The following is a 26,791-nucleotide window of genomic DNA, read 5'->3' as shown; positions in this document are numbered from 1 at the left end:
TTCATGGCGGCCCAGGTTCGCGTTCTTCGTCAGCGGATCCGCTCGGCGAAGGGGATGAAGAAGATCACCAAGGCGATGGAGCTCGTGGCGACGAGCCGCATCGCCAAGGCCCAGGCCCGGGTGGCGGCGTCCCTGCCGTACGCCCAGGCGGTCACCGGCGTGCTCACGGCGCTGGCGTCCAACGCGCGGATCGACCACCCGCTGCTCACCCCGCGCGAGCGGGTGCGGCGGGCGGGCGTCCTGCTGGTCACCTCCGACCGCGGCCTCGCCGGCGGTTACAGCTCCAACGCCATCAAGATGGCCGAGTCGCTGATCGCCCGGCTGCGCGCCGACGGCAAGGAGCCGGTGCTCTACGTCATCGGGCGCAAGGGTGTCGGGTTCTTCCGGTTCCGTGACCGGCCGATCGAGGCCAACTGGACCGGGTTCTCGGAGCAGCCGACCTTCGCCGACGCCCGCGCCGTGGGCGAGACGCTGATCAAGGCGTTCACCGCCGGCGCGGACGACGTCGACGGTGGCGCCGGTGCGGACGGGGTGCTCGGCGTCGACGAGCTGCACATCGTCTACACCGAGTTCCACTCCCTGATGACCCAGACCCCGGTCGCCCGGATCATGGGCCCCATGCAGGTGGAGGACCGGCCCCGGTCCGAGGGCGCGCTGCCGGCCTACGAGTTCGAGCCGGACGCGGAGGCGCTGCTCGACGCGCTGCTGCCGAAGTACATCAACACGCGGATCTACGCGGCGTTGCTGGAGTCGGCGGCGAGCGAGTCGGCGGCCCGTCGGCGGGCGATGAAGAGCGCCACCGACAACGCCGAAGAGATGATCGAGAAGTACACGCGTGAGATGAACTCGGCCCGCCAGGCCGGGATCACCCAGGAGATCAGCGAGATCGTCGGCGGCGCTAACGCGCTGGCCGCGTCGGGAAGTGAAGTGTGATGACTGCCCCAGTAGAGACCAAGACGGCCACGGGTCGCGTGGTCCGGGTCATCGGCCCGGTCGTCGACGCCGAGTTCCCGCGCGACGTCATGCCGGCCCTGTTCAACGCCCTGCACGTGGACGTGACGCTCTCGGGCGGCGAGAAGACGCTGACCCTGGAGGTCGCCCAGCACCTGGGTGACAACATGGTCCGCGCCATCTCGATGCAGCCGACCGACGGTCTGGTCCGTGGCACCGAGGTGCGCGACTCCGGCTCGCCGATCACCGTTCCGGTGGGCGACACGGTCAAGGGCCACGTGTTCAACGCGATCGGCGAGTGCCTCAACCTCACCGAGGGCGAGACGCTCCAGCCCGACGACCACTGGGGCATCCACCGCAAGGCTCCGGCCTTCGCGGACCTGGAGCCGAAGACCGAGATGCTGGAGACCGGCATCAAGGTCATCGACCTGCTCGCCCCGTACGTCAAGGGCGGCAAGATCGGCCTGTTCGGCGGTGCCGGCGTCGGCAAGACGGTGCTCATCCAGGAGATGATCACCCGGGTGGCCCGGAACTTCGGTGGTACCTCGGTCTTCGCCGGCGTGGGTGAGCGCACCCGCGAGGGCAACGACCTCATCGCCGAGATGACCGAGTCCGGCGTCATCGACAAGACCGCGCTGGTCTACGGCCAGATGGACGAGCCGCCGGGCACCCGGCTGCGGGTCGCCCTGTCGGCGCTGACGATGGCGGAGTACTTCCGCGACGTGAAGAAGCAGGAGGTGCTGCTCTTCATCGACAACATCTTCCGCTTCACCCAGGCCGGCTCCGAGGTCTCCACCCTGCTCGGCCGCATGCCGAGCGCGGTGGGCTACCAGCCGACCCTGGCCGACGAGATGGGCGAGCTCCAGGAGCGGATCACCTCCGTCCGGGGCCAGGCCATCACCTCGATGCAGGCGATCTACGTGCCGGCGGACGACTACACCGACCCCGCCCCGGCCACCACGTTCGCCCACCTCGACGCGACCACCAACCTGGAGCGGTCGATCTCCGACAAGGGCATCTACCCGGCCGTGGACCCGCTGGCGTCCTCGTCCCGGATCCTCGCCCCGGAGTTCGTCGGCGCCGAGCACTTCGCGGTCGCCACCGAGGTGAAGCGGATCCTGCAGAAGTACAAGGACCTGCAGGACATCATCGCCATCCTCGGTATCGAGGAGCTCTCCGAGGAAGACAAGATCACCGTGCAGCGCGCGCGGCGCATCGAGCGCTTCCTGTCGCAGAACACCTACGCGGCGGAGCAGTTCACCGGCGTGCCGGGCTCGACGGTCCCGATCCAGGAGACCATCGAGGCCTTCAGGAAGATCAGCGAGGGCGAGTACGACCACTTCCCCGAGCAGGCCTTCTTCATGTGCGGCGGTCTCGAGGACCTGGAGCGCAAGGCAGCCGAGCTCATGAAGAGCTGACCTGTCGGTCCTGACGAAAGGCCGCCCCGGCATTGCCGGGGCGGCCTTTCGTCCGTTTCCGGATCCGATGATCGCCGCTGCCCGGTTCCGCGTGGTCGGCGATCATGCCGTACGCGAGGTACCGTCGATCCGCCCACCCATCGCGTGGGCGTCGATCCGCAACGAATCGGCCGCATGCGCCCGTCTCCTGATCGTGGGCGTGACGAACGGAGATGATCGTGGGTAAGGCCGACAAGGGCGGTGGCAAGCCGTCCAGGTGGTCGGGGGTGCCGCGCTGGGCCCGGGTCTGCACCGTGCTCGGTGCCGTCCTGATGCTGCTCAGCGGGGCCGTGCTGGTCGGTGCCGAGGCGCTGATGGCCCGTTACGAGGGGGCCGTCGGCAAGGCCGACCTCTTCGGCGACCAGGCCGCCGGGGCGAAGGAGCGCAAGAGCGACATCAAGGGGCCGCTCAACATCCTGCTGGTGGGCATCGACCCGCGCAACCCCGAGATGCCGCCGCTGGCCGACTCGGTCATGGTGCTGCACGTGCCGGCGGAGCTGGACCGGGCCTACCTCTTCTCGATGCCGCGTGACCTCATCGTGGAGATCCCCGAGTTCAGCCGGGCGGAGTTCAACGGCGGCACCGACCGGCTCAACGCGGCGATGTCGTACGGCAGCCGGGTGCCCGGCGGCAACCCGGACGCGGCCCGCGGCTTCGAGCTGTTGGCGACGACGGTGCAGAACGTCACCGGCATCACGCGCTTCGACGCCGGCGCGATCATCAACTTCAACGGCTTCAAGAAGATCGTCGACGCGATGGGCGGCGTCGACATGTACATCGAGCGCGAGGTGCGCTCCGAGCACCGCGAGCCGGACGGCAAGCACCGCAAGGGCAACCCCAACGGCGAGGGCTACGTCGGCCCGCAGGCGGTCTACAAGAAGGGCAACCAGCACCTCAGCGGCTGGCAGGCGCTCGACTACGTCCGTCAGCGCTACCCGAAGAACGGCGTCCCGGACGGCGACTACGGGCGGCAGCGGCACCAGCAGCAGTTCGTCAAGGCCATGGCCGGTCAGGCGCTCAGCGCCGACGTGGTCACCAACCCGGTCAAGCTGGACCGGGTGCTGCGCGCGGCCGGGCAGTCGCTGATCTTCAGTGGCCGGGGCCACGGCGTGGTCGACTTCGGCCTGGCGCTCAAGGACATCCGCCCGGAGACGATCCAGATGATCAAGCTGCCGGGTGGCTCGGTAATCGAGAACGGCGAATACCGGGGCGAGAAGTTCCAGCCCGCCGTGGACGACTTCTTCGCCGCGCTGCAGAAGGGGCAGCTCGACGCGTTCCTGGTGGAGCATCCCGACTTCCAGAACAAGGCGAAGTAGTCGTGGCGCAGGTCTCGCCACCCGCGTTGGGGGCGGGTCTGCGGCACGACTAGACTTTCGGCAATCCGCCGCCGCAGCAAGGAGACAGCGTGGCAAAGCAGCTTCACGTCGAGCTCGTAGCCGTCGAGGAGAAGGTCTGGTCCGGCGAGGCCGAGATGGTCGTCGCCCGCACGACCGAGGGCGAGCTGGGTGTGCTGGCGGGGCACGCGCCCCTGCTCGGCCAGCTTGCCGAGCCCGGCGAGGTGCGCATCAAGCTTCCCGGCGGCGAGCAGGTCTCCTACGAGGTGGCCGGCGGTTTCCTGTCGGTGACCGCCGAGGGCGTCACCGTCCTGGCCGAGAGCGCCACCCCGGTCTCCGCCGCGCAGAGCCGCTGAGCCGAAGCGTCGATGGAGATCGTCGAGGGGATCGGAATCGGCGTCGCCGTCATCCTCGGCGCACTCCTGATCCTCTTCGCCCGGCGGGCCGTCGTCACCCGTAGCGGTGGCATCATCCGGCTCGGCGTCCGGACCTCCACGATGCTCGACGGCCGAGGCTGGTCTCCCGGCTTCGGCCGCTTCGTCGGCGACGAACTCCGCTGGTACCGGCTGTTCAGCTTCGCCATCCGGCCCGCCCGGGTGCTCTCCCGCGAACAGCTTGCCGTCGAACGACGGCGGCTGCCCGAGGGGCAGGAGCGCCTCTCGATGCCCGCCGACTGGGTCATCCTCCGCTGTACGAGTGACCACGCCCCGGTGGAGATCGCCATGGCCCGGTCCACCGTCACCGGATTCCTCTCCTGGCTCGAGGCCGCCCCTCCGGGGGCGGTCTCGCCGCGTCTGGCCTCCCAGGACTGGCCCGCCGCCTGATCAGGTGCCGTCGCACTGCCCACGGTTCGGCGCACTTTTACACCCTGCACCGTTACCGGTTTCGTCAGGTGGCCGCTGAACTACTCGGGTGGCGACGCGACCAGTTCGATTTCGTACCCCTGGTTATCAGTGAGATAGGCGGCGTACGTGTCGGGACCGCCGGCGTGCGGATGGCGGTCGGGGAAGAGCAATGACCAGCCGTACGCCGGCGCGGCCTCGACCAGCCGGTCCACGGCGGCGGGCGGGCCGGCGTGGAAGGCCAGGTGGTTCAGGCCGGGGGCCAGCCGGTCGTGCCGCCGCCCGCGCAGCGCCTGCGACTGCTCCAGCACCAGGTACGTCGGGCCGAGCCGCCAGGAGCGGCCGTCCGGCCACTCCTGGAACGGCTTCCAGCCCAGCTCGCCGAGCAGCCAGCCCCAGCAGAGTGTGGCGGCGTTCAGATCGGGCACCCAGACCTCGACGTGATGCAGCGTGCCCACCGGGTTCTCCGACGGGCACGAGGGACGCGTGGTCAGCGGTTGCCGCCCGGCACCCATAGCACATCTCCGTCCGGATTTGCCGTTCTTGACAGGATAAAGAGCAGATCCGATAGCCGGTTGAGATACTTTGCCGGGAGCGAGCTGGTCCGCTCGGGGTCGTGCGCGACCAGGGCCCACGCCGCCCGCTCGGCGCGTCGGGCGACCGTCCGCGCCACGTGCAGCAGCGCCGCACCCGCGGTGCCGCCGGGGAGGATGAAGGAGTCGAGCTTGCTCAGGCGTGCGTTGTACTCGTCGCACCAGCCCTCCAGGCGCTCGACGTACGCCTCGGTGACCCGCAGCGGCGGGTACTTCGGATCGGGTTCGACCGGGGTGGCCAGGTCGGCGCCCACGTCGAACATGTCGTTCTGGATCGACGCCAGGACGGCCCGCAGTTCCTCGTCGAGTTGTCCCAGGGCGAGCGCCACGCCGATCGCGGCGTTGCACTCGTCGACGTCCGCGTACGCGGAGATGCGCGGATCGGTCTTCGGCACCTGCTCGTTGTTGCTCAGCCTGGTCATGCCGGCATCGCCGGCCTTGGTGTAGATGCGCGTGAGGTGGACGGCCATGACGCACAGCCTACGGATACCGGACCTGACGATCCCGGAGCGGCCGGGCGGCACCGCCGTCCGAGCGGCCGGGGGCCCCGGCGACGCCGGTGACCCGGCGGTCCACGACCTCGACGTCATCCGGGTGCGCGGCGACGCGCGCCTGGCCGGCTCGGTGCACGTCGTGGGAGCCAAGAACTCGGCGCTGAAGCTGATGGCCGCCGCGCTGCTCGCGCCGGGCCGCAGCGTCATCACCAACGTGCCGCGCATCACCGACATCGCGATCATGGGCGAGGTGCTCCGCCGGCTCGGCTGCGGCGTCCGGTTCGACGCCGACGACCCGGTCGACCCGATGGTCGCGTACGGCGGGGTGGCCCGCTCCCGGTCGGTCGTCATCGACGTGCCCGAGCAGCCCGGCGCGGAGGCGGACTACGACCTCGTACGCCGGCTGCGCGCCTCGATCTGCGTGCTGGGCCCCCTGCTGGCCCGCCGGGGCCACGTGCGGGTGGCCCACCCGGGCGGCGACGCTATCGGCTCGCGGGGCCTGGACATGCACGTCTCCGGGCTGACCCGGATGGGCGCCGAGATCTCGGGGGAGCACGGCTTCGTGATCGCGTCGGCGCCGCACGGGCTGCACGGTGCGGAGATCGTGCTCGACTTCCCCAGCGTCGGGGCGACCGAGAACCTGGTCATGGCGGCGGTGCTGGCCCGGGGGTCGAGCGTCATCGACAACGCCGCCCGGGAGCCGGAGATCGTCGACATCTGCACGATGCTGAACCAGATGGGCGCCCGGATCTCCGGCGCCGGCACCTCCACCCTGCACATCGAGGGGGTGCCGGGGCTGCGGCCGGTGCGGCACGCGACGGTGGGGGACCGGATCGTCGCCGGTACCTGGGCGTTCGGCGCGGCGATGACCCGGGGGGACGTCACCGTGACCGGGGTGGAGCCGGCGTTCCTGGAGGTGGCGCTCGACAAGCTGGTCTCCGCCGGGGGCCTGGTGGAGACCCGGGGCGACGCGTTCCGGATCCGGATGGACGACCGGCCGACGGCGGTGGACGTCGTGACGCTGCCGTACCCGGGCTTCGCCACCGACCTGCTGCCGATGGCGATCGGGCTGGCGGCGGTCAGCGACGGGGCCTCCCTGATCACCGAGAACATCTTCGACGGCCGGTTCATGTTCGCCAACGAGATGATGCGGCTGGGCGCGGACATCAAGACCGACGGCCACCACGCGGTGGTCCGGGGCCGGGACCGGCTCTCCGGCGCGCCCGTGCGCGCCACCGACATCCGGGCCGGCGCCGGGTTGATCATCGCCGGGCTCTGCGCGGAGGGGGTCACCGAGGTCTCCCACGTGCACCACGTGGACCGGGGCTACCCGGACTTCGCGGCCGACCTGCGCGCGCTCGGGGTCGAGGTGGAGCGGGGCACCGCACCGGAGGAACCGGACCTGAGCATCTGAGCCCGCCGCGCCCGAGCGGCACCTCGCCCGGCCGCCTTAGCATCCGTTCAGGCTCGCCGACTAGGGTGCTGGCAGACACTCAATCAGGCGAGGGAGAAGCAGATGGCGGGTCGACTCGCGGTCGTCGGGGCCGGGCTGATGGGCTCGGGCATCGCCCAGGTGGCGGCGCAGGCGGGCTGGCAGGTGACGCTGCGGGACCTGGACGACGCGGCCACCGGGCGGGGCATGGACGGCATCCGAAAGTCGCTGACCAGGTTCGCCGAGAAGGGCAGGATCGAGGCGTCCGAGGTCGAGGCGGCGCTGGGCCGGATCACCCCCACCACCGACCTGGAGGCGGCGGCCGACGCGGACATCGTGGTCGAGGCGGTCTTCGAACGGCTGGAGATCAAGCACGAGGTGTTCCGCGCGCTGGACAAGATATGCAAGGCCGACGCGGTGCTCGCGACCAACACCTCGGCCATCCCGGTGACGCAGATCGCCGCGGTGACCGAGCGCCCGGAGGCGGTCGTCGGCACCCACTTCTTCTCGCCGGTGCCGATGATGAAGCTCTGTGAGCTGGTGCGCGGCTACAAGACCAGCGACGAGACCCTGGCCGCGGCGAAGTCGTTCGCCGAGGAGATCGGCAAGACGGTCGTGGTGGTCAACCGGGACATCGCGGGCTTCGTCACCACCCGGCTGATCGCGGCCCTGGTCGTCGAGGCGGTCAAGCTCGTCGAGTCGGGCGTGGTGTCGGCCGAGGACCTGGACACCGCCTGCCGCCTCGGCTTCGGCCACGCCATGGGCCCGCTGGCCACCACGGACCTGACCGGCGTGGACGTGCTGCTGCACGCCTCGAAGAACATCTACACCGACACGGCGGACGAGAAGTTCTTCCCGCCGGAGCTGCTCCAGCGCATGGTCACCGCCGGGGACCTCGGGCGCAAGAGCGGCAAGGGCTTCTACACGTACTGACGGGCAGCCGGGGCGACGTCCCCGGCCGCTCAGCGGACCGCCTCCACCGGCACGGGGGCGGTCCGTCGCAGCCCGGCGGTGAGCACGAGCGTGGCCGCCAGCGCCGCCGTGGCGAGCAGCGCGACGGCCCGGCCCGCCGGGACCAGGTCCGCGACCGTGCCGGCGAGCACGGCACACAGCGCCTGCGCGGCCATCATCCCGTTGTGGTGCAGGCCCAGCACCTGGCCCCGGAACTCGGTGGGTGAGTGGGCGATCAGGCGCTCCTGCAACGGCAACCCGGCGGCGAAGCCCACCGAGGCGACGACCGCGACCAGCATGGCCAGCGGCAGCGCCGGCGACAGCGCGAAGGCCAGGTAGGGCAGGACGAGCAGCAGCCGCAGGGCGGGGACCAGCCGGTTGCGCCGGGCCGGGGGCAGGAACCGTCCCACCACGACGTCGCCCGCCAGCATGCCGAGGGCCGCGGCGGCGTAGAGGAAGCCGGCGCGGTCCCCGGCGTACGGCACGAACAGCGCCTCGCAGCCGACGACCAGGCCGGGCGGCAGCCACAGGTTGAGCAGGAGCGAGCGGCGGCCGGGATTCGTCCACAGTTCCCGGTTCACCCGGAGCGTGCGCCCGACCGTCGTCCGGGCGGTGGTCCGGGCCGGGCGCTCCGAGATCCCGAACCACCCGACTGCCGCCGCCACCGCCCGCAGCACCGCCGCGAGCAGGAACACCTCGTACGGGTCCAGCCAGAACAACAGGACGCCGCCCAGCCCGAAGCCGGCGATCTGCATCGCCCCGACGCTCGTGTTCATGGTGGACCTGCCCAGCACGTAGGCGTCGGTCGGCAGGATGTCGGTGAGCAGCGCCCACCGGGCCCCGCCCGTGATCGACCCGACGTACGCGCCGGTGAAAATGATCGCGAACCGGGCCCACAGCGGCAGGCCGGGCACCGCCTGGAGTGCCGCTCCGGCGGCGACCAGCACGGCGGCGAAGGTCAGCGCCCGGCGGGGCGGCAGGCTGTCCGCGGCCGACAGCAACGTCAGGCTGCCGAGCACGCCGGCGAGCGGTGCGCCGAACATGCTCAGCGCGGTGAGCAGCGCCGAGCCGGTCGACGCGTAGGTCAGCGAGCCCAGCGCCAGCGCCGACGTCGTGTGCGCCGCGATGCCCGCGCAGTTCGCCAGGAACAGGTTGCGGAACTCCCGGACCGCGAACAGATCTGCGTACGTTCTCACGGGCCCGATCGTGTGGGGTGCCGGGTGGATCTCCTAGAGTTACGTCCGGAGGCGAAACATGGCCGTCTGGCAGGTGCCGTCGGATCTCCTCGCGCGCAGCCGCTTCACGGTCTCGCCGATGGTCGACACGGTCGCCGCGCTGCGCGCGCTGCACTACCCGCGTACCCCGTGGCAGCGGGCCTGGCGGGAGCCGCACGTCGCGGCGTTCCGGCGGATGCTGGCAGGTCGGCCGGTGGTCCGGGCGCTGCTGCCCGCGTCGTTCCACCCCCGGTGGACCGCCGACTTCCTCACCGTCGCGCCCGCCTCGCCGGAACCGACGTTCGCGGCGGAGCTGGCGGCCGTCGGGCGGTTGTCCGACGAGCGGATCCGGGCCGACCTGCGCGCCACCCGCCCGGAGCCGCTCGCCGCCGAGCTGCTGGCGGACGGTCTCACCGGGCAGGTGGTGGAGCTGCTCGACTGGGTCTGGACGCACACCGTCGAGCCGGAGTGGCCGGAGCGGGAACGCCGGCTCCGGGCGGACATCGTGGCCCGCACCGCCGCGTTGAGCGCGGGCGGCTGGGCCGGGGTGTTCGCCGACCTCAACCGCAACGTGTGCTGGCTGGGCGACGGTCGGCTCCAGGTCAACGACTACCCGGAGCCGCCGCTGTCGCTGGACGAGGCCGAGCAGTTGGTCTTCCTCCCGGCGCACTGCCGTCGCGGCTGGGTGGTCTGGGACAGGCCGACCCGGTTCGGGATGGTGTACCCGGTGCACGGGATCCTGGTCGATCCCACCTCACCGGCACCCGACGGGCTCGCCCGGCTGATCGGCGCCAACCGGGCCCACATCCTGGCCCGGCTGGACACGCCGCTGAGCACCTCGCAACTCGTGGCGGTGACCGGGCTCTCCCTCGGGACGGTGGGCGACCACCTGCGGGTGCTGTTGGACGCGGGCGCCGTCGGCAAGCGGCGGTCCGGGCGCGAGGTGCTCTACTGGCGTACGCCGCTCGGCGTCGCGCTCACGTCGTCCACGCGTTAGCCGGGGCCCTTCCTCTACCGGAGACGTTGACGGGGGGCCCTTCCTTACACCTCAGCCGTCGCGCTTGGTCGTCCAGCGGAACGTGGTCAGACAGAGCACCAGGCCGATGACGCACCACGCGACGAGGACCAGGGCGACCCGGTCCAGCTCGAACGAGCCGCCGGGCTCGCGGGCGCCGAAGCCGTCCGGCAGGAAGACCGAGCGCAGGCCCTGGCACATCCACTTGAGCGGGAAGAGCGCCGCCACCTGCTGCATCCAGGTCGGCAGCTCGGTGAAGACGAAGAACACCCCGGAGATGAACTGGAGCACCAGCGCGACCGGGGTGACCACCGCCGAGCCGCTGCGGGCGGTGCGGGCCAGCGACGAGATGGCGATGCCGCACAACGTGCAGGCGGTGACGCCGAGCACCGACACCCAGCCGAAGGTCAGCCACTTCGCGGCGGTCCCGGGCAGCTCCAGGTCGAACAGCGCCACCGAGACCGCGAGCAGCAGCACGGTCTCGGCGATGCCGATCGCCACGACCATGATCACCTTGCCGGCGAACCAGACCCACTTCGGCATCGGCGTGCCCCGGTAGCGCTTGAGCACCCCCCGGTCCCGCTCGATCGGGATCCAGATGCCCAGGTTCTGGAAGCTCACCGTCATCAGGCCGGTGGCGATCATGCCGGTGATGAAGTACTGCGTGTAGCTGACCCCGGGGGCGATCTCGTCGTTGAAGATCGCCGCGAAGATCAGGATCATGATGACCGGGAAGCCCATCGTGAAGACGACGGACTCCCGGCTGCGCAGGAACTGGGTGATCTCCAGCCGGCTCTGCCGCAGGCTGAGGGAGACCGGACCGGGTCGCCGGGCCGGTGCCGTGGTGGCCGGCGCGGCCGGCTTCGTCGTGGTGGTCATCGGTGTCCGATCATGCGCAGGTAGATGTCCTCCAGGGTCGGCCGGGTCACCGTCAGGCCCGGGACCTCGCCGCCGAAGCGCGCCGCCAGCTCCGCCACCAGCGCCGTCGGCGTCGCGCTCTCCGCCGTCTCCCGCGCCCCCTCCGGCGTACGCCAGGAGACCGTCGCCAGGGCCTCGCGCCGGTTGCCGAGCTGGTCGGGCGTGGCCACCTCGACCACCCGGCCGCCCGCGATCACGCCGACCCGGTCGGCGAGGGACTCCGCCTCGTCGAGGTAGTGGGTGGTGAGCACGATGGTGGTGCCGGCGGCGGCCAGGTCGCGGATCAGCTCCCAGAACTCGCGGCGCGCCTCCGGGTCGAAGCCCGTGGTCGGCTCGTCGAGGAAGAGCAGCTCGGGGCGGCCCACGATGCCGAGCGCCACGTCGAGCCGGCGCTTCTGCCCGCCGGAGAGGGTGTGCGTACGCGCCTTCGCCTTGCCGGCCAGCCCCACCCGCTCGACGACCTTGTCGGGGTCGTCGGCGTCGGCGTAGAAGCCGGCGAAGTGGCGCACCACCTCGGCGACCGTCAACTCGTCGAACTCGCCGGTGCCCTGGAGCACGATGCCCACCCGGGAGCGCCAGTCGGCGGCCGGACGGGCCGGGTCGCTGCCGAGGACGCTCACCTCGCCGGCGTCGCGCCGCCGGTAGCCCTCCAGGATCTCCACGGTGGTCGTCTTGCCGGCGCCGTTGGGGCCGAGGAGGGCGAAGACCTCGCCGCGGTGGACGTCGAGATCCACGCCCGCCACGGCGACGTTGTCCCCGTACGCCTTGCGCAGCCCCCGCACGGAGATCGCCAGCTCGTCATGCATGCGTCAAGTGTGCGACCTGGCCGCGGCGGCGGGCCGGCCGGGGTGTGGTGGTCGCGCCCATGTCGGGCGCTTCGCACCCGGGTTTCCGCTCCATGGAGCTGTGTGGTTTTCCACAGCTCTGGTGACTGAACGGTAACTTAGACTCCCGCCATGGACGAGAAGGCTCTCCCCGGCCGGCTGCCCGAGCGCGACCGCCCCTGGGTGATGCGCACCTACGCCGGGCACAGCTCGGCCGCCGCGACCAACGCGCTCTTCCGCCGCAACCTGGCGAAGGGGCAGACCGGGCTGTCGGTCGCCTTCGATCTGCCGACCCAGACCGGCTACGACCCCGACCACGAGCTCGCCGCAGGCGAGGTGGGCCGGGTGGGCGTCCCGGTGGCGCACCTCGGCGACATGCGGGCCCTCTTCGACGGCATCCCGCTGGCCGACATGAACACGTCCATGACCATCAACGCGCCGGCGATGTGGCTGCTCGCCCTCTACGGCACGGTCGGCGAGGAGCAGGGCGCGGAGCTGGCCCGCTGCGCCGGCACCACGCAGAACGACATCATCAAGGAGTACCTCTCCCGGGGCACCCACATCTTCCCGCCGGCCGCGTCGCTGCGGCTGACCGCCGACGTCGTCGCGTACACGCTGCGCGAGATGCCGCGCTGGAACCCGGTGAACATCTGCTCGTACCACCTCCAGGAGGCCGGCGCGACACCGGTGCAGGAGGTCGGCTTCGCGCTCTCCACCGCCGTCGCGGTGCTCGACGCGGTCCGCGACTCGGGGCAGGTGCCCGCCGAGCGGATGGGCGACGTCGTGCAGCGGATCTCCTTCTTCGTCAACGCCGGGGTGCGCTTCGTCGAGGAGATCGCCAAGATGCGGGCCTTCGGCGCGCTCTGGGACGAGATCACCCGCGAGCGCTACGGGGTGGAGAACCCGAAGCAGCGGCGGTTCCGCTACGGCGTGCAGGTCAACTCGCTGGGCCTGACCGAGGCGCAGCCGGAGAACAACATCCAGCGCATCGTGCTGGAGATGCTCGGCGTGACCCTCTCCCGGGACGCCCGCGCCCGCGCCGTGCAGCTGCCCGCCTGGAACGAGGCGCTCGGGCTGCCCCGGCCGTGGGACCAGCAGTGGTCGCTACGCATGCAGCAGGTGCTCGCGTACGAGTCGGACCTGCTGGAGTACCCGGACCTGTTCGAGGGCTCGCACGTGATGACGGCGCTGGTCGAGGAGATCGTCACCGGGGCCCGGGTCGAGCTGGAGAAGGTGCTGGAGATGGGCGGCGTCGTCGCGGCCGTCGAGACCGGCTACCTCAAGAGCGCGCTGGTCGCCTCGCTGGCCGAGCGCCGCCGCCGGATGGAGTCCGGCGCCGACGTGGTGGTCGGCGTCAACCGGTTCACCGAGACCGAGCCGTCGCCGCTGACCGCCGCCGGCGCCGAGTCAGTCGAGCAGGTCGACCCGGCCGTCGAGGCGGCGGCCACTGAGGCCGTACGCCGGTGGCGATCCGGGCGGGACGACGCGGCGGTCGACGCGGCGCTGGCCCGGCTGCGCGCGGACGCCGCGACCACGACGAATCTGATGCCCGCGACGCTGGAGTGCGTGCGGGCCGGGGTGACCACCGGCGAGTGGGCCGGCGCGCTGCGCCAGGTCTTCGGCGAGTACCGGGCGCCCACCGGCCTGACCGGCGCCGCCGGGGCCGGCGGGGACGCCACCCTGGCCGCCGTCCGGCAGCGCGTCGCCGCCACCGCCCGCGAGCTGGGCAGCGGCCGGCTGCGGCTGCTCGTCGGCAAGCCCGGCCTCGACGGGCACTCCAACGGCGCGGAGCAGATCGCGGTACGCGCCCGCGACGCCGGCTTCGAGGTGGTCTACCAGGGCATCCGGCTGACCGCCGGGCAGATCGTCGCCGCCGCCGTCGAGGAGGACGTGGACCTGGTCGGCCTCTCGGTTCTCTCCGGCTCGCACCTGGCGGCGGTACCGGCGGTGCTGGACGGCCTGCGCGCCGCCGGCCGGCCGGACCTGCCGGTGGTGGTCGGCGGGATCATCCCCGCCGGCGACGCGGAGCAGCTCCGCGCCGCCGGGGTGGCCCGGGTGTTCACGCCGAAGGACTTCGCCCTGACCGGGATCATCGACGACCTGGTCACCGTGGTCCGGGAGGCCAACGGCCTGCGCTGAGGGGAAGGCCCCCGGCGAGGGCACACGTCGCCAGGGGCCTGTCCGTCGGCTGGTCCGCTCTTAGGGGACGTTGGGTCGTCCTGCCCGGGGCGTCGCGGCTCGGCCTGACGCCGGTGCGACCGTGCCCGGGTCAGCGGCTGACGTAGGTCATGCAGTCGGCCATGTCGTTGTCGGGACCGACCTTGATCGCCGGTGCGTGGCATTCCAGCTGCTCGTTGTGCTGGCAGTCCGCGCGTTGGCAGGCGCCCACCTGCGCGGTCATGCCGCCGTCGACCCCGCCACGGACCGCCGGCATCTCGACGAAGGTGTGGCAGTGCGCGTGGTCCGGGCTGCCGATGGTGATGGCGAAGGCGTGGCAGTCGTTCGTGTGGTTGTACGAGCACGCCGCCACGACACATTCCTGGACGCGGGGCATCTCCACTGCTGCGGTCATGGTGACCTCCTATAGAGTCGTGCCCCGATTTTAGGCTTTTGTGGGTTTTGCCGAGCCTGGTTCAGCCCACTCCGAGCACCTCCGACAGCGGGGCCGGCTCGAGGCCGCGCTCGGCCAGCCCGGCCAGGATGTGCGGCAGCGCCTCGTCCGTCATCGGCGCGTTCGCCTCCGTCACGTGCAGGACGATCACCGATCCCGGCCGCACCCCGTCCAGCGAGGCGCGGACCACCGGCCGCCAGGACTTCGCGAACGGGTCGCCGCTGACCACGTCGCCGTCCACCACCGTCACCCCCAGCGGCGCCAGCGCGGCCAGCGCCTTCCTGTCGTGGCACAGCCCGGGGAAGCGGAAGTACCGGGTCTGCCGCCCCCCGTACGCGGCCACCACGTCGAACGTGCGGGCCACGTCGGCGGTCATCTCCCGCTCCGCGATGCGGGGCAGGCCGTAGCAGTCCGGGGTGAAGGCCAGGTGCCCGTACGTGTGGTTGGCCAGCTCGAAGCGCGGGTTCGCAGCGAGTCGACGGGTCACGTCCGGGTACTGCTCCACCCACTTGCCGGTGAGGAAGAAGGTGGCCGGCACCCGCTCCCGTTCCAGCAGGTCGATGATCTTCAAATTCGCGTACGACCGCACCGCGCCGCTGCGCAGTTGGTACCGCATCGCGTCCGTCATGTCGGCGTCGAAGGTGAGCGCCACCTTGTTCCCCGTACGCGGTCCGTGGTCGACGACGGGTGGCCTGGTCCCGACCGGGGTGGCGCCGGGGACCGTCACCGCGGGCGCGGCCGGGGCCGTGGCCTCCGGGACCGTCGGGGCCACCGTCATCGGGGGCGCGGCGGGGGCCGTGGTCTCCGGGGCGGCCGGGGCGCGATCTTTTGCCGCGATGCGGACGATGCCGGCGTCGGCCGGCGCGCGCAGCGGGCTCGGGAGGACGAGGAGAGCCGCAGCGGCGACCACGGCGGTGACGGTCGCGACGAGCGGAACGCGGGGGATCTTCACGTGCACCGGGAGATGATGTCAGCGCCTGACATTTCCTGCGTGCCCGCTGTCGAGCTTGCTGCCCGAGCCGACTGCGTGCGTGGACCCTGTCGGGTTGGTTGCGCGGCCTTGTCCCGGGCGGGGCGGTGCCCGTCGGGTCCCCGAGCTCTACCTGCCTGCCGCCATGAGCTGATCACCAGTGGGTGGACGCCGCTCGTCCGCCGGGCTCAAACCGGAGATCTTGGCAAGAAAACGCCCCTATAGAGGCACTCTCCTACCAAGATCTCCAACGGACTGGGCGGCTGCGGATCCGTTTGTGACCGGTGTCCGTTTTGAGCGGCTATCTGGGGCGGCTTGAGTGGGTGGGTCGTCGGTGGGTGGTGGCTCAAGGCGGGGCAATTCGGCCGGGGTGTCACGGTCGCCCACCTTGTCGCTGTCCGCTTCGGTGTCCGGTCTCGTCGCCGGGGTCCGATTGCGTCCGCCTCGGGCTTCACTTGACGCCCCCGCGCTGGATGCTTTGTCCGGTTTTGTGGGCGTGGCCGGAGGCATCGTGGGGGCGGAATCGTGGCGGGGGCGGGGTCGTTACACCCTGCGTACGACCGAGCGAGACCGCCGTCGCGGGAGGCTGAACCGGCCGCCATTCCCCTCGCCGGCCGTGCCCCTCCGAGCGGCGCGGGCCGGCCCCGACCGAGCGCGGGCCAACCCCGTCCGAGTGGGCCAGGCCACGTTGTCCGACGGCTGGCGGGCCTGGGCCCCGGAATGATGGCGGGTCGGCGGTGGTTACACATGGTCACGGCCCGCGTAAGGGCATCCCGTGAGGGATCCCCGCCCCGCGAGACAGCTTCGACCTTCGCGGTCAGGCATCCGGGGGGTGTGGCCGATCCGATCTTCCTCCGGATGCCGGAGATCCCCCGTGAGTTCATGAGCGCCGGACGGTGCTTGCACCCGCGTGAGCCGATCCCCCTCGGTGCGGGTGCCGACCCCCGAATGGAGCGTTTCCGATGAACACGATCATGCGTAAGAGCGTTCTTGGTATTGCTGGCCTGGCGGTTGCCGGTGGTCTTGCTGCCGGTCCGCTGAACCACGCCAACTCCGGTGTCGAGGTCGAGGCGGGCTCGCCGATCACGGCGGTTGCGGTGCAGGCCGACAAGCCGGACATGGGCAAGCTGGTGCCGCATGGCGTGCAGAGCGCGCAGTCGCACGTCGACCTGTCGGACGAGCAGGTGGCGAACGTGAAGGCGATCATCGCGGCGACGAAGAAGGCCGGCATGGACGAGCGCGCCGCCGTCGTCTCGATCGCCACCGCGTTGCAGGAGTCGAAGTTGGAGAACCTGGGTCATCTGGGTGACCGCAACGACCACGACTCGCAGGGCCTGTTCCAGCAGCGTCCGTCCTCGGGTTGGGGCACGGTGGAGCAGATCACCGACCCCGAGTACTCGACGACGGCTTTCCTGAAGGGTCTGAAGCAGGTCGACGGGTGGCAGGACATGCCGCTGACGAAGGCCGCGCAGACGGTGCAGGTGTCGGCGTACCCGGACCACTACGCCCAGTGGGAGCAGCAGGCCGCCGACCTGGTGGCCGAGCACTGGAACAGCTGACGACAGAACACCAAACGCGCACGTACGCCGCTGGCCGGCACCCCACCCGGGTGCCGGCCAGCGGTATGTCCGGATGCGTCAGACGCGGAAGCCGGCGGCCCGCGCCGCCTGACGCTCCCGGCGGCGGTCGGAGCGGCGGCGCACGAACCAGAAGACGAAGACGACCAGCCCGAGCAGGAACGCCAGCACCAGCACCGGCAGCAGGATCGCCACCACCGACATGGCCACGCTTGTGGCGTCCTCGGCGGTGCTGGCCACGGGCGCGCCGACGCCGGCCGTGGTCGCGTTGATGACCGGTCGGGCGGCGGACTTCAACAGGTGTACGCCGAGGGCGATCACCACCCCGGCCACCACGGGGACCCACTGGCTGGACGAGAAGAAGGTGTCAGGGTCGCTGACCGTAACCGTCTCCGAGGACGAGCCCGCGCCGAACGCCAGGCCGCCGGCGGTCGGCCGGACCACGGTCTGCACGACGTCGTTGACGTGGTCGACCACCGGGACCTTGTCGGCGACGACCTCGACGACCAGCAGGACGGCCAGGATGGCGATCACCCAGCCGTTGCCCAACCACTGCCAGCCGCCGGGCAGGTCGATCAGGCTGGTGTAGCGGGCCAGGAGACCCATGGTGAGCAGGGGAACGTACGCGTTCAGCCCCGCCGAGGCGGCGAGACCGGTACCGGTGAGAACTTCGAGCACCGTCTCAGCATCGCACCGGCACGCCAGTGCCGCTCGCTGGCGTGGGCCGGGGTCTCGGCTACCCTCGTCGGGTGCGGTTGGTCATTGCGAAGTGCTCGGTGGACTACGTCGGACGGCTCTCGGCCCACCTGCCGCCGGCCACCCGGTTGCTCATGGTGAAGGCGGACGGGTCGGTGTCGATCCATGCCGACGACCGGGCGTACAAGCCGTTGAACTGGATGAGCCCGCCCTGCCGGTTGGAGGAGGCCCCCGGCGTCTGGCGGGTCGTCAACAAGGCGGGGGAGGAGCTGCGGATCACCCTGGAGGAGATCTTCCAGGACACCTCGTACGAGCTGGGCGTCGATCCGGGCCTGCGCAAGGACGGCGTGGAGGCGCACCTCCAGGAGCTGCTGGCAGCCAACCCGGAGGCCCTCGGCGAGGGCTTCACGCTGGTCCGCCGGGAGTACATGACGGCGATCGGCCCGGTCGACCTGCTCTGTCGGGACGCCAACCAGGGCGCCGTGGCCGTGGAGGTGAAGCGGCGCGGCGAGATCGACGGCGTGGAGCAGCTCACCCGCTACCTGGAGCTGATGAACCGCGACCCGTTGCTCGCGCCGGTCGCCGGGGTCTTCGCGGCACAGGAGATCAAGCCGCAGGCCCGGGTGCTCGCCACGGACCGGGGCATCCGCTGCGTGGTCGTCAACTACGACAAGCTGCGCGGCATCGAGCGCGACGAGCTCACCCTCTTCTGACGGACCGCCCTCGCGGCATTGCGGGGACGCCGGAGGCCGGGCCCACCGCGACGTCAACGGGGCGGCTCCGGCGGGCCGTCCGCGCGGACGGCGATCAGCGACTTGGGCAGGCCGGCCACCCGCTCGACGAGGATCCGCGAGTCGGGGAAGTAGTGCCGCATCTGCGAGCGGTCCAGCAACTCCGTCCAGAGCACCTGGTGGATGGCGGCCTCGTGGCTGCGGGTCGGCTTGTGTCCGAGCGGCCAGCGGCGGGCGAACGCGGTCCGCAGCCGCACGGGGAGGAACTGCATCCCCGGCGCGATCCAGTGCGGCTCGATGGGGAAGTAGCGGTAGGGCGTCTGCACCCAGTGCCGGTCGCCGAGGTTGCGTACGGCGTCGGCGAAGCGCAGCCGCCGCTCGTGCCCGCCGACGTGCTCCAGCACCGAGTTGGAGAAGACCAGGTCGTAGCGGCGCGCGGTGATCCGGGCCGGCAGGTCGCAGGCGTCGGCCCGGTCGACCTCCGCCCACTCCGGGACGTCCGTGGGCGGTCGCTCCAGGTTGACCACGTGTACGCGCGCCGGCCGCACGTCGGCCCGGGTCCAGGTGCCGAGCCGGCCACCCAGGTCGATGACGTGCATCTTCTCCAGGTCAGGGAACGTCCGGACCAGCCAGTCGGCGCGGCGACGCCGTTGCCGGGCACTCCACGACCGGTCACTGTCGACGAGGTGGAAGCGCAATCGATGGGGGCGCATTTAACGCAATGTACCGCTCCCACCACGTTGGACACATGTGAGGGTGTTCATGATCGGTTATCCGACAGTCACCTGCCGTACATGACCTTGATGGCCTTCACGAGTCGCGCGACGTCGGCAGGGGTCCGCTCGAAGGTCGTCGAGGGCAGCAGCGACCGGGCCCGCCGCCGGGTGATGGCCTTGGCACGGCTGAACTCGCGCAGCCCGTCCTCGCCGTGGATGCGCCCGAAGCCGGAGTCGCCGACGCCGCCGAACGGCAGGGTGGACATCCCGGCGAAGGTCAGCGCCGAGTTCACCGACGCCATGCCCGAGCGCAGCCGCCGGGCGATCGCCACCGCGCGCCGCCGGCCGAAGACCGAACCCCCCAGGCCGTACGACAGGGCGTTGGCGCGGGCGACGGCCTCGTCGGCGTCGCGGACCCGGTTGATGGTCAGCGTCGGCCCGAACGTCTCCTCGCGTACGGCGGCGGAGTCCTCCGGGACGTCCACCAGCACGGTCGGCCGCACGTACGGCGGCTGCACCGCGTCCGCGCCGCCGAGCACGGCCCGGCCGCCCCGGGCCAGCGCGTCGTCGATGTGCCGGCGGATCACGTCGACCTGGCTCGGCATGGTGATCGGGCCGATGTCCGCGTCGTCCGGGCCGACGGTCAACCGGCCGGCCCGCTCGACCACCTTGCCGACGAAGGCGTCGAAGACCGGCTCGACCGCGTAGACCCGTTCGATGCCGATGCAGGTCTGGCCGGCGTTTGTCAGCGCGCCCCAGACGCACGCCTCGGCGGCGGCGTCCAGGTCGGCGTCGGCGTCGACGATCATCGCGTCCTTGCCGCCCGCCTCCAGCAGCACCGGCGTCAGCGACTCGGCGCAGGCCGCCATCACCTTCCGCGCGGTGGCCGACGAGCCGGTGAAGGCCACCTTGTCCACTCCGGAGCGGCAGAGCGCCGCACCCACGTCGCCGAGCCCGTGCACGGCGGTGAACACGGGCTGCTCCGGCACCACCTCGGCGAACGTGTCGACCAGCCACTGCCCGACGACGGGGGTGTACTCGCTGGGCTTCAGCACCACGGCGTTCCCCGCCGCCAGCGCGTACGCGGCGGAGCCGATCGGGGTGAAGACGGGGTAGTTCCACGGGCCGATCACGCCGACGACGCCGTACGGCTGGTATTCGAGGTGGGCGGAGAACTCGGCCAGGACGAGCCGTGAGCGGACCCGGCGGGGGCCCAGCACGCGGCCGGCGTTGCGGGCCGCCCAGTCGATGTGCTCGACGGCGCTGACGAGTTCGACGACGGCGTCGGCGATCGGCTTGCCGCCCTCGACGTGCACCAGCTCGGCGATCTCCTCGATCCGCCGGGCGAGGAGGGTGCGCCAGCGCAGCAGCCGCTCCCTGCGCCCGCCGAAGCCGAGCCCGGCCCACCACTCGCCGGCGGCTCGGGCCCGCTCGACGGCCCGCCCGACGTCCTCGGCGGTGGCGACCGGCAGGCGTCCGGCCTCCGCGCCGGTCGCCGGGCTCGTCGACACCAGCCGACCGTCCTCGATGACCGGGGTACCCGGGACACGCACAGCCGTCATGGCGGAAGTCTAGACCCGAGAATTACTCGCCGGTAGGGCCGCGACGGCCGGGTCCCGCCGGTCGGACCAGCCGCGGGACGGCGGAACGGGGTGGACGCCGGTCGGCCGGACTTGTGATGATTCTTCCGCCGGAGGGCGCCGAAACGCCGAACGCGAGGTGTCCGGCCGGGGACGCGGAGGTGACCATGCGGCGGTGGGAGCGACTACCGTGTGGTGGCAGGCTGACGCGCGGGGTGACCGCGCGGGGTGGAGGCTGACATTCCATGGAGGAACATCCGGAACTGAGACCGTTGTTGACGGTGGCCGGTGGGTCGATGCGGGGGCTGAGCGTCCGGGTGGGCCCTGAGCGGCAGGTCATCGGCCGGGGGTCGACCGCCGACATCGTGGTGCACGACGCCCACCTGAGCCGCCGGCACGCCGAGGTCTGGCTGACGGGCGAGGGGGCCGCCCTGGCGGACCTGGGTTCCACCAACGGCACCTGGCTGAACGACCGGCGGATCACCGGCGTGGAGCGGCTGGCCGACGGGGACGTGATCCGGCTCGGCCGCACCGAGCTGCGCGTCTTCGACCCCGGCGTGGCGCGGACCGACCCGGTGGGCTTCAGCTTCGGCGAGCCGCGCCGGGACCGCCGCCCGACCCTGCCGCTGCCGATCGCGGCGCAGGCCACACCGGCCGTCGACGCGGTGTCGCCGGTGGCGCTTCCGGCGGTGTCGTCCGCGCCGTCCTGACCGGCACCGACGGCGGACGCCGGCGCACACCTCCGGGCCGGGGAAGGTGGCGGGCCGGCCCATGGACGCGTCCGGCGCCCCCGTGGCAGCATCCGGCGGATGGAGACCGGACAGCGGCAGGTGTCGGCGAACGGGATCACCCAGGCGGTACGGGTGGCCGGGCCGCCGGACGGCGTTCCCGTACTGCTGATCCACGGCAACTGCTCGTCGGCGGCCTTCTGGGAGCCGCTCCTGCGGCGACTGCCGGCCACCCTCCGGGTGGTCGCGCCCGACCTGCGCGGCTACGGGCTGACCGACACCGTCGGGGTGGACGCGACCCGGGGGCTGCGCGACTTCGCCGACGACGTCGCCGCGCTGCTCGACGAGCCGTCCCTCTTCGCCCCCGGCGTCCGGCCGGTGGTGGTCGGCCACTCGCTCGGCGGCGGGGTGGCCATGCGGCTGCTCGTCGACCACCCCGACCGGGTGGGCGCGCTGCTGCTCGCCGCTCCGGTCTCGCCATACGGCTACGGCGGCACCCGGGACCTGGCGGGCACGCCGACCACCCCCGACTTCGCAGGCACCGGCGGCGGCACCGCCAACGGGGACTTCGTCAGGCGGCTGGCCGCCGGCGACCGGGGCGCGGACAGCCCGGCCAGCCCGCGCGCCGTGCTGCGGGCCACCTACGTGGCGGACCCGGCCTCGCTCGGCGACGACGAGGAGCTGCTGCTGGACAGCCTCCTCTCCACCGCGACCGGTGACGACAACTACCCCGGTACGGCGGTGGCCTCGGCGAACTGGCCCGGCACCGCCCCGGGCCGGCGCGGCGTGCTCAACGCCCTCTCCCCGGCGCACTTCCGGATCGCCGACGAACTGGTCGCCGTGGCCGGGAAGCCGCCGATCACCTGGATCCACGGGGACGCCGACGTGATCGTCTCGGACACCGCGATGATGGACCTGGCCCACCTGGGCTCGCTGGGTGTGCTGCCCGGCTGGCCGGGGGAGGCGGCCTGCCCGGCGCAGCCGATGGTGGCGCAGACCCGGGCGGTGCTGGAGCGTTACGCGGCGGCCGGCGGGGCGTACCGCGAGGTGCTGCTGCCCGGCTGCGGGCACAGCCCGCACCTGGAGCGGCCGGCCGAGTTCGTCGCCGAGCTGCTGGGACTGGCCGACACGCTGGCCTGACCGACACGCTGGGCTGACCGGCGGGCGAGCCCGATCGGCGCGGCGAGCGACCGACCACGACCCGACCCGCCCGGCCGGACGGCGCGCGCAGCCCCGCTGGGCTCGTGAAATTTCCCACGGCGCCTCGACAACCCAACGTCACGTGGCAGACTCGCGCGCATAACCTTAATGGTCGTTAACGTGGCTGTGCGGAGCATCGAGGAGGCTGGTCGTGGCGCGTGATTTCACCAGCGTGGGCGTTGTGGGTCTGGGCACCATGGGTGCCGGCATCGTCGAGGTATTCGCGCGCAACGGGGTCGACGTCGTCGCGGTGGAGGTCTCCGAGGGCGCGCTGGAACGCGGCCGGGCCATCCTCACCGGGTCGACGGACCGGGCCGTGGCCAAGGGCAAGCTCGCCGAGGCCGACCGGGACGCGCTGCTGAGCCGCGTACGGTTCGCCGTCGGGCTGGACGCGCTGCACGCGGTGGACCTGGTCATCGAGGCGGTGCCCGAGCACCTGGACCTCAAGCAGCGGATCTTCGCCGAGCTGGACCGGGTCTGCAAGCCCGAGGCGATCCTGGCCACCAACACCTCGTCGCTGAGCGTCACCGAGATCTCCGTCGCCACCAGCCGTCCCAACCAGGTGATCGGCATCCACTTCTTCAACCCCGCCCCGGTGATGAAGCTTGTCGAGGTGGTCCGGACGGTGGTCACCTCCGCCGACGTGGTCGCCGACGTGGAGGCGCTCTGCAAGAGGCTCGGCAAGGTCGACGTCACCATCAGCGACCGGGCCGGCTTCATCGCCAACGCGCTGCTCTTCGGCTACCTCAACCACGCCGTCGGGATGTTCGAGGCGCACTACGCCACCCGCGAGGACATCGACGCGGCCATGAAGCTCGGCTGCGGCCTGCCCATGGGCCCGCTGGCGCTGATGGACCTGATCGGCCTGGACACCGCGTACGAGATTCTCGACACCATGTACCGGCGCGGCGGCCGGGACCGCCGGCACGCCCCGGTGCCGCTGATCAAGCAGATGGTCACCGCCGGGCTGCTCGGCCGCAAGTCCGGCCGGGGCTTCTACACCTACGAGCGGCCGGGCTCCCCGGTCGTCGTACCCGACGAGCAGACGCCGGTGGCGGCGGAGGCCGCGCTCGCCGGCGCCGCCGCGATCGCGAAGGTCGGCGTCGTCGGGTCCGGGACGATGGCCACCGGCATCATCGAGGTCTTCGCGAAGGCCGGCTACGAGGTCGTCTCGGTGACCCGGGGCGCGGAGAAGTCCGCAAAGGTCTTCGAGGCGGTCAAGACCTCGCTCAACAAGGGCGTGGTGCGCGGCAAGCTCAGCGAGGCGGACCGGGACGCCGCGCTCGGCCGGATCAACTGGTCGGCCACCCTGGACCACCTCGCCGACGTCGACCTCGTCGTCGAGGCCGTGGTCGAGGAGCTGAGCGTCAAGAAGGCCCTCTTCGCCAGCCTCGACGAGATCTGCAAGCCGGGCGTCGTGCTCGCCACCACCACCTCCTCGCTGCCGGTGATCGACGTCGCGATGGCCACCCAGCGGCCCGCCGACGTGATCGGGCTGCACTTCTTCAACCCGGCGCCGCTCATGCCGCTGGTCGAGGTCGTGGAGACCATCCGCACCTCGACGGAGACCACCGCCACCGCCCGCGCGGTCTGTGCCGCGCTGGGCAAGACGGGCGTGGTCTGTGGCGACCGGTCCGGCTTCATCGTCAACGCGCTGCTCTTCCCGTACCTCAACGACGCCGTGAAGATGCTGGAGGCGAGCTACTCCACCGCCGACGACATCGACCACGCCATGAAGCTGGGCTGCGGCTACCCGATGGGCCCGTTCGAGCTGCTCGACGTGGTCGGCCTGGACGTCTCGCTGGCCATCCAGCGGGAGCTCTACCTGGAGCTGCGCGAGCCGGGCTTCGCGCCCGCGCCGCTGCTGGAGCACCTCGTCACGGCCGGCTACCTGGGGCGCAAGAGCGGCCGGGGCTTCCGCGACCACACCCGTCGCTGACCCGGTCAACACCGCCCGCCGGTGACGGCGTCTGCATGGTGTGACCTTCGAGGAGTACGTCGGCAGCCGAGGCCCCGCCCTGATGCGGCTGGCCCGGCTGCTGACGGGCGACGAGCACCGGGCCGAGGACCTCACCCAGGACGTCCTGACCCGCGCGTACGTGCACTGGCGGAGGATCGCCCGGGTGGACCGGCCGGACGTGTACGTGCGCCGGATGCTGGTCAACGCCAACAACTCCTGGTGGCGCCGGCGGACGAACCGGGAGCTGGCCACCGCCGACTTCGCGGAACGGCCCCAGCACGGCGACCTCGGCGGCGAGACGGCCGACCGGGACGCCATGTGGCGGCTCATCCTCGGGCTGCCGGACCGCCAGCGGGCGGTGCTCGTGCTGCGCTACTACGAGGACCTCGACGACGCGACCATCGCCCAGATCCTCGGCTGCTCGCCGGTCACCGTCCGCACCCATGCCATGCGGGCGCTCAACAACCTCCGGGAGCGCCACGGCGTCCCGGCGACGAACGGGAGCCGGCCGTGACCGACCTCGACGAACGGATCGTACGGACGCTGCGGGAACGCGCCGAGGGAACGGTCGACACCGACCGGCTCACCGCCCGTGCCGTCGCCGGGGGACGGGTCCGCCGCCGTCGCCGTCGGGCCGGCGCGGGCGTCGCGCTGGGCGTGGCGGCGGTGCTCGGGTTCACCGTCGCCACCGGCGCCGGCCTGCCGGAGCGGGTACGCCCGCCGGACGCCGCCGCGCCGGCTGCCGCCACCGCCGCGCCGCCCCGGCTGGAGAACGTCCCCGGCGCGGCCGCCCGGCCCGACCTGGTCGGCACGGATCCGCAGGTACTGCACTTCGGGTTCGACCCGGCCCGCGCCCGCTACCGGGGCTGGCACGTCGGGTTCGGCGTGGAGAGCATCCGCGTCGAGGTCGGCGGTGGCCGGCCGGTGAGCGTCGCGCTGGCCCGTTCCGCCGACGCGCTGTGGGAGTACGCGGTCGAAGGGCTGCCGCCGGGGGCCACCGGGATGACGGGCGGGACGGTCTTCGACGGCGCCGACCGCCTGCACCGGGAGGGCGGCACCTCCGTCTGGATCCGGCTCTGGCAGCCGGCCCCCGGCCTGTACGCCCGGGCCGCCGTGTCCGCCACGACCGCCCAGGAGATCGAGGTGGCGATCAGCGCCCTCCGGTTGGGTGAGGCGCGCCGCTGCGTCGCGCCGGTGCGGCTCACCACGCTGCCCGCCGGCGCCCGGCTGGACCAGTGCACCGTCGATGCGGGGTCCTTCCCCGCCACGTTGCACATGTCGCTGGTGGTTAACGGGCCCGGGGAAGCGGAGACGCGTGTCGCGTTCGACTACGCGCGCTCGACGGTCACCGGCCGTACGGCGGGCAACCGGACGATCGGGGGCCGGGCCGCCTACCTCTACCCGCGGGGCGACCAGTTGGAGCTGCTCGGCATCCCGAAGGCCCACCTGATCGTCGATTTCAGCTGGTCGCACGGGGACTTCACCGAGGCGGACGCCGCCGTCCTGCTGGGCGGGGCGCAGGTCGCCACCGATCCCGGTGACCCGGAGACCTGGGACTGACCAGCGGCGGGGGCCGGCCGCCCACCCAGGGCCGGTCCCGCCGCCGGCCCGTACGCTTGGCAAGCGTGAGCCCCCGTCGCAACCGACCCCGCCGCGATGACGCCGCGCACCTCGACTCCGACCGGGCCCGGCAGGGCGTCGCCTCGGTGCAGCAGTGGCGCGACGGCGACTGGCAGGTACGCGGCATCAGCGGCGGCGCCTCCACCAAGACGTACCGCTGTCCGGGCTGTGACCAGGAGATCCGGCCCGGGGTGGCGCACCTGGTGGCGTGGCCGGCGGACGGGCGGGGTGACCTGACCGACCGGCGGCACTGGCACAGCGGGTGCTGGCGGGCCCGGGACCGGCGCGGGCCGGTCGTCCAGCGCGGTCGCGGTGCTCCCCGCTACGGCTGAGCGATCTGGATCACGCTGTTTCCGCCCCGCCCGGCGGTTCCCGGC

At 72.1% G+C, this 26,791-nt stretch carries 27 protein-coding genes; 17 read left to right on the top strand and 10 right to left on the bottom strand.

Going from position 1 to position 26,791, the window contains the following annotated elements:
• Positions 1–3 precede the first annotated feature (3 nt).
• From ACGFNF_RS13825 to ACGFNF_RS13805, 5 genes are all read left to right on the top strand, one after another.
• Entirely contained in the window at positions 4–933 is a 930-nt protein-coding gene (locus ACGFNF_RS13825; protein ID WP_151452879.1) for a F0F1 ATP synthase subunit gamma, read from the top strand.
• Complete coding sequence (gene atpD / locus ACGFNF_RS13820; RefSeq protein WP_357577209.1) at positions 933–2,369, top strand: F0F1 ATP synthase subunit beta; 1,437 nt, start codon at positions 933–935, stop codon at positions 2,367–2,369. The genes ACGFNF_RS13825 and atpD overlap by 1 nt, the downstream gene beginning before the upstream one ends.
• Positions 2,370–2,581: 212 nt before the next feature.
• Positions 2,582–3,724, top strand: a complete 1,143-nt coding sequence (locus ACGFNF_RS13815) for an LCP family protein (RefSeq protein WP_393167972.1) — start codon at positions 2,582–2,584, stop codon at positions 3,722–3,724.
• 89 nt (positions 3,725–3,813) lie between these two features.
• Complete coding sequence (locus ACGFNF_RS13810; protein ID WP_132231208.1) at positions 3,814–4,098, top strand: F0F1 ATP synthase subunit epsilon; 285 nt, start codon at positions 3,814–3,816, stop codon at positions 4,096–4,098.
• 12 nt (positions 4,099–4,110) lie between these two features.
• Positions 4,111–4,566, top strand: a complete 456-nt coding sequence (locus tag ACGFNF_RS13805; RefSeq protein ID WP_357577207.1) for a DUF2550 domain-containing protein — start codon at positions 4,111–4,113, stop codon at positions 4,564–4,566.
• Positions 4,567–4,646: 80 nt separating this feature from the next.
• Here ACGFNF_RS13805 and ACGFNF_RS13800 read toward each other — a convergent pair whose 3' ends face one another.
• Both ACGFNF_RS13800 and ACGFNF_RS13795 read right to left on the bottom strand, forming a co-directional pair.
• Complete coding sequence (locus tag ACGFNF_RS13800) at positions 4,647–5,099, bottom strand: VOC family protein (RefSeq protein WP_393167970.1); 453 nt, start codon at positions 5,097–5,099, stop codon at positions 4,647–4,649.
• On the bottom strand, positions 5,075–5,647 hold the full coding sequence (locus ACGFNF_RS13795; protein WP_132231212.1) for a cob(I)yrinic acid a,c-diamide adenosyltransferase: 573 nt from the start codon (positions 5,645–5,647) through the stop codon (positions 5,075–5,077). The genes ACGFNF_RS13800 and ACGFNF_RS13795 overlap by 25 nt, the downstream gene beginning before the upstream one ends.
• Here ACGFNF_RS13795 and murA point away from each other — a divergent pair.
• Together murA and ACGFNF_RS13785 are read left to right on the top strand one after the other, a co-directional pair.
• Positions 5,646–7,085, top strand: coding sequence for a UDP-N-acetylglucosamine 1-carboxyvinyltransferase (gene murA / locus ACGFNF_RS13790; protein ID WP_357577205.1), 1,440 nt, complete (start codon positions 5,646–5,648; stop codon positions 7,083–7,085). The genes ACGFNF_RS13795 and murA overlap by 2 nt on opposite strands.
• 102 nt (positions 7,086–7,187) lie before the next feature.
• Entirely contained in the window at positions 7,188–8,036 is an 849-nt protein-coding gene (locus ACGFNF_RS13785) for a 3-hydroxyacyl-CoA dehydrogenase family protein (protein ID WP_357577204.1), read from the top strand.
• 29 nt (positions 8,037–8,065) lie between these two features.
• Here ACGFNF_RS13785 and ACGFNF_RS13780 read toward each other — a convergent pair whose 3' ends face one another.
• Complete coding sequence (locus tag ACGFNF_RS13780; RefSeq protein ID WP_393167967.1) at positions 8,066–9,250, bottom strand: MFS transporter; 1,185 nt, start codon at positions 9,248–9,250, stop codon at positions 8,066–8,068.
• A gap of 58 nt (positions 9,251–9,308) precedes the next feature.
• Between ACGFNF_RS13780 and ACGFNF_RS13775 the strand changes: the two genes are divergently transcribed.
• Positions 9,309–10,265 (top strand): helix-turn-helix domain-containing protein, encoded by a 957-nt coding sequence (locus tag ACGFNF_RS13775; RefSeq protein WP_393167965.1) that lies wholly within the window; start codon positions 9,309–9,311, stop codon positions 10,263–10,265.
• 51 nt (positions 10,266–10,316) lie between these two features.
• On the opposite strand, the gene ACGFNF_RS13770 is transcribed toward ACGFNF_RS13775, so the two are convergent.
• Together ACGFNF_RS13770 and ACGFNF_RS13765 are read right to left on the bottom strand one after the other, a co-directional pair.
• Positions 10,317–11,162, bottom strand: coding sequence for an ABC transporter permease (locus ACGFNF_RS13770; protein WP_357577201.1), 846 nt, complete (start codon positions 11,160–11,162; stop codon positions 10,317–10,319).
• Positions 11,159–12,007, bottom strand: coding sequence for an ABC transporter ATP-binding protein (locus tag ACGFNF_RS13765; protein WP_132231224.1), 849 nt, complete (start codon positions 12,005–12,007; stop codon positions 11,159–11,161). Before ACGFNF_RS13765 ends, ACGFNF_RS13770 begins: the two co-directional genes overlap by 4 nt.
• A 150-nt stretch (positions 12,008–12,157) precedes the next feature.
• Here ACGFNF_RS13765 and ACGFNF_RS13760 point away from each other — a divergent pair, with 150 nt between their 5' ends.
• On the top strand, positions 12,158–14,164 hold the full coding sequence (locus ACGFNF_RS13760) for a protein meaA (protein ID WP_393167962.1): 2,007 nt from the start codon (positions 12,158–12,160) through the stop codon (positions 14,162–14,164).
• A gap of 130 nt (positions 14,165–14,294) precedes the next feature.
• Here the strand turns inward: ACGFNF_RS13760 and ACGFNF_RS13755 are convergent, their stop codons facing one another.
• Positions 14,295–14,597, bottom strand: a complete 303-nt coding sequence (locus tag ACGFNF_RS13755) for a DUF1540 domain-containing protein (RefSeq protein ID WP_132231228.1) — start codon at positions 14,595–14,597, stop codon at positions 14,295–14,297.
• Between the two features lie 61 nt (positions 14,598–14,658).
• Positions 14,659–15,594, bottom strand: coding sequence for a polysaccharide deacetylase family protein (locus ACGFNF_RS13750; RefSeq protein WP_393167960.1), 936 nt, complete (start codon positions 15,592–15,594; stop codon positions 14,659–14,661).
• Positions 15,595–16,568: 974 nt separating this feature from the next.
• Here ACGFNF_RS13750 and ACGFNF_RS13745 point away from each other — a divergent pair.
• Entirely contained in the window at positions 16,569–17,165 is a 597-nt protein-coding gene (locus ACGFNF_RS13745; RefSeq protein WP_393167958.1) for a hypothetical protein, read from the top strand.
• A 78-nt stretch (positions 17,166–17,243) separates the two neighbouring features.
• On the opposite strand, the gene ACGFNF_RS13740 is transcribed toward ACGFNF_RS13745, so the two are convergent.
• Positions 17,244–17,861, bottom strand: coding sequence for a DUF4126 domain-containing protein (locus ACGFNF_RS13740; RefSeq protein WP_393167956.1), 618 nt, complete (start codon positions 17,859–17,861; stop codon positions 17,244–17,246).
• A 71-nt stretch (positions 17,862–17,932) separates the two neighbouring features.
• Here ACGFNF_RS13740 and nucS point away from each other — a divergent pair, with 71 nt between their 5' ends.
• Positions 17,933–18,592, top strand: coding sequence for an endonuclease NucS (gene nucS, locus ACGFNF_RS13735; RefSeq protein ID WP_132231236.1), 660 nt, complete (start codon positions 17,933–17,935; stop codon positions 18,590–18,592).
• 53 nt (positions 18,593–18,645) lie between these two features.
• Here the strand turns inward: nucS and ACGFNF_RS13730 are convergent, their stop codons facing one another.
• Positions 18,646–19,323, bottom strand: coding sequence for a methyltransferase domain-containing protein (locus ACGFNF_RS13730; RefSeq protein ID WP_393167953.1), 678 nt, complete (start codon positions 19,321–19,323; stop codon positions 18,646–18,648).
• A gap of 68 nt (positions 19,324–19,391) precedes the next feature.
• The gene (locus ACGFNF_RS13725; RefSeq protein ID WP_357577197.1) at positions 19,392–20,888 is read right to left on the bottom strand and encodes an aldehyde dehydrogenase family protein; all 1,497 of its coding nucleotides are present in this window, start codon (positions 20,886–20,888) and stop codon (positions 19,392–19,394) included.
• Between the two features lie 263 nt (positions 20,889–21,151).
• On the opposite strand from ACGFNF_RS13725, the gene ACGFNF_RS13720 reads away from it, so the two are divergent.
• The 6 genes from ACGFNF_RS13720 (at position 21,152) to ACGFNF_RS13695 (ending at position 26,746) form a co-directional block, all read left to right on the top strand.
• Entirely contained in the window at positions 21,152–21,616 is a 465-nt protein-coding gene (locus ACGFNF_RS13720) for an FHA domain-containing protein (RefSeq protein WP_393167951.1), read from the top strand.
• A gap of 99 nt (positions 21,617–21,715) precedes the next feature.
• Positions 21,716–22,774, top strand: a complete 1,059-nt coding sequence (locus ACGFNF_RS13715; RefSeq protein WP_393167949.1) for an alpha/beta fold hydrolase — start codon at positions 21,716–21,718, stop codon at positions 22,772–22,774.
• 211 nt (positions 22,775–22,985) lie between these two features.
• Positions 22,986–24,773 carry a 3-hydroxyacyl-CoA dehydrogenase family protein gene (locus ACGFNF_RS13710; protein ID WP_393167947.1) on the top strand — a complete coding sequence of 596 codons (1,788 nt, stop codon included), beginning with the start codon at positions 22,986–22,988 and terminating at the stop codon, positions 24,771–24,773.
• A gap of 40 nt (positions 24,774–24,813) precedes the next feature.
• Positions 24,814–25,308 (top strand): SigE family RNA polymerase sigma factor, encoded by a 495-nt coding sequence (locus ACGFNF_RS13705; protein ID WP_151454869.1) that lies wholly within the window; start codon positions 24,814–24,816, stop codon positions 25,306–25,308.
• Entirely contained in the window at positions 25,305–26,354 is a 1,050-nt protein-coding gene (locus tag ACGFNF_RS13700; RefSeq protein ID WP_393167945.1) for a hypothetical protein, read from the top strand. The genes ACGFNF_RS13705 and ACGFNF_RS13700 overlap by 4 nt, the downstream gene beginning before the upstream one ends.
• A gap of 65 nt (positions 26,355–26,419) precedes the next feature.
• On the top strand, positions 26,420–26,746 hold the full coding sequence (locus tag ACGFNF_RS13695) for a hypothetical protein (RefSeq protein ID WP_172896372.1): 327 nt from the start codon (positions 26,420–26,422) through the stop codon (positions 26,744–26,746).
• Positions 26,747–26,791 lie beyond the last annotated feature (45 nt).

This window comes from Micromonospora sp. NPDC048868 (genome assembly GCF_043198195.1).
Taxonomy (GTDB): Bacteria; Actinomycetota; Actinomycetes; order Mycobacteriales; family Micromonosporaceae; genus Micromonospora; species Micromonospora reichwaldensis.
The sequence above is the reverse complement of the archived record's forward strand: the minus strand, read 5'-3'. Positions and strand labels throughout refer to the sequence as shown.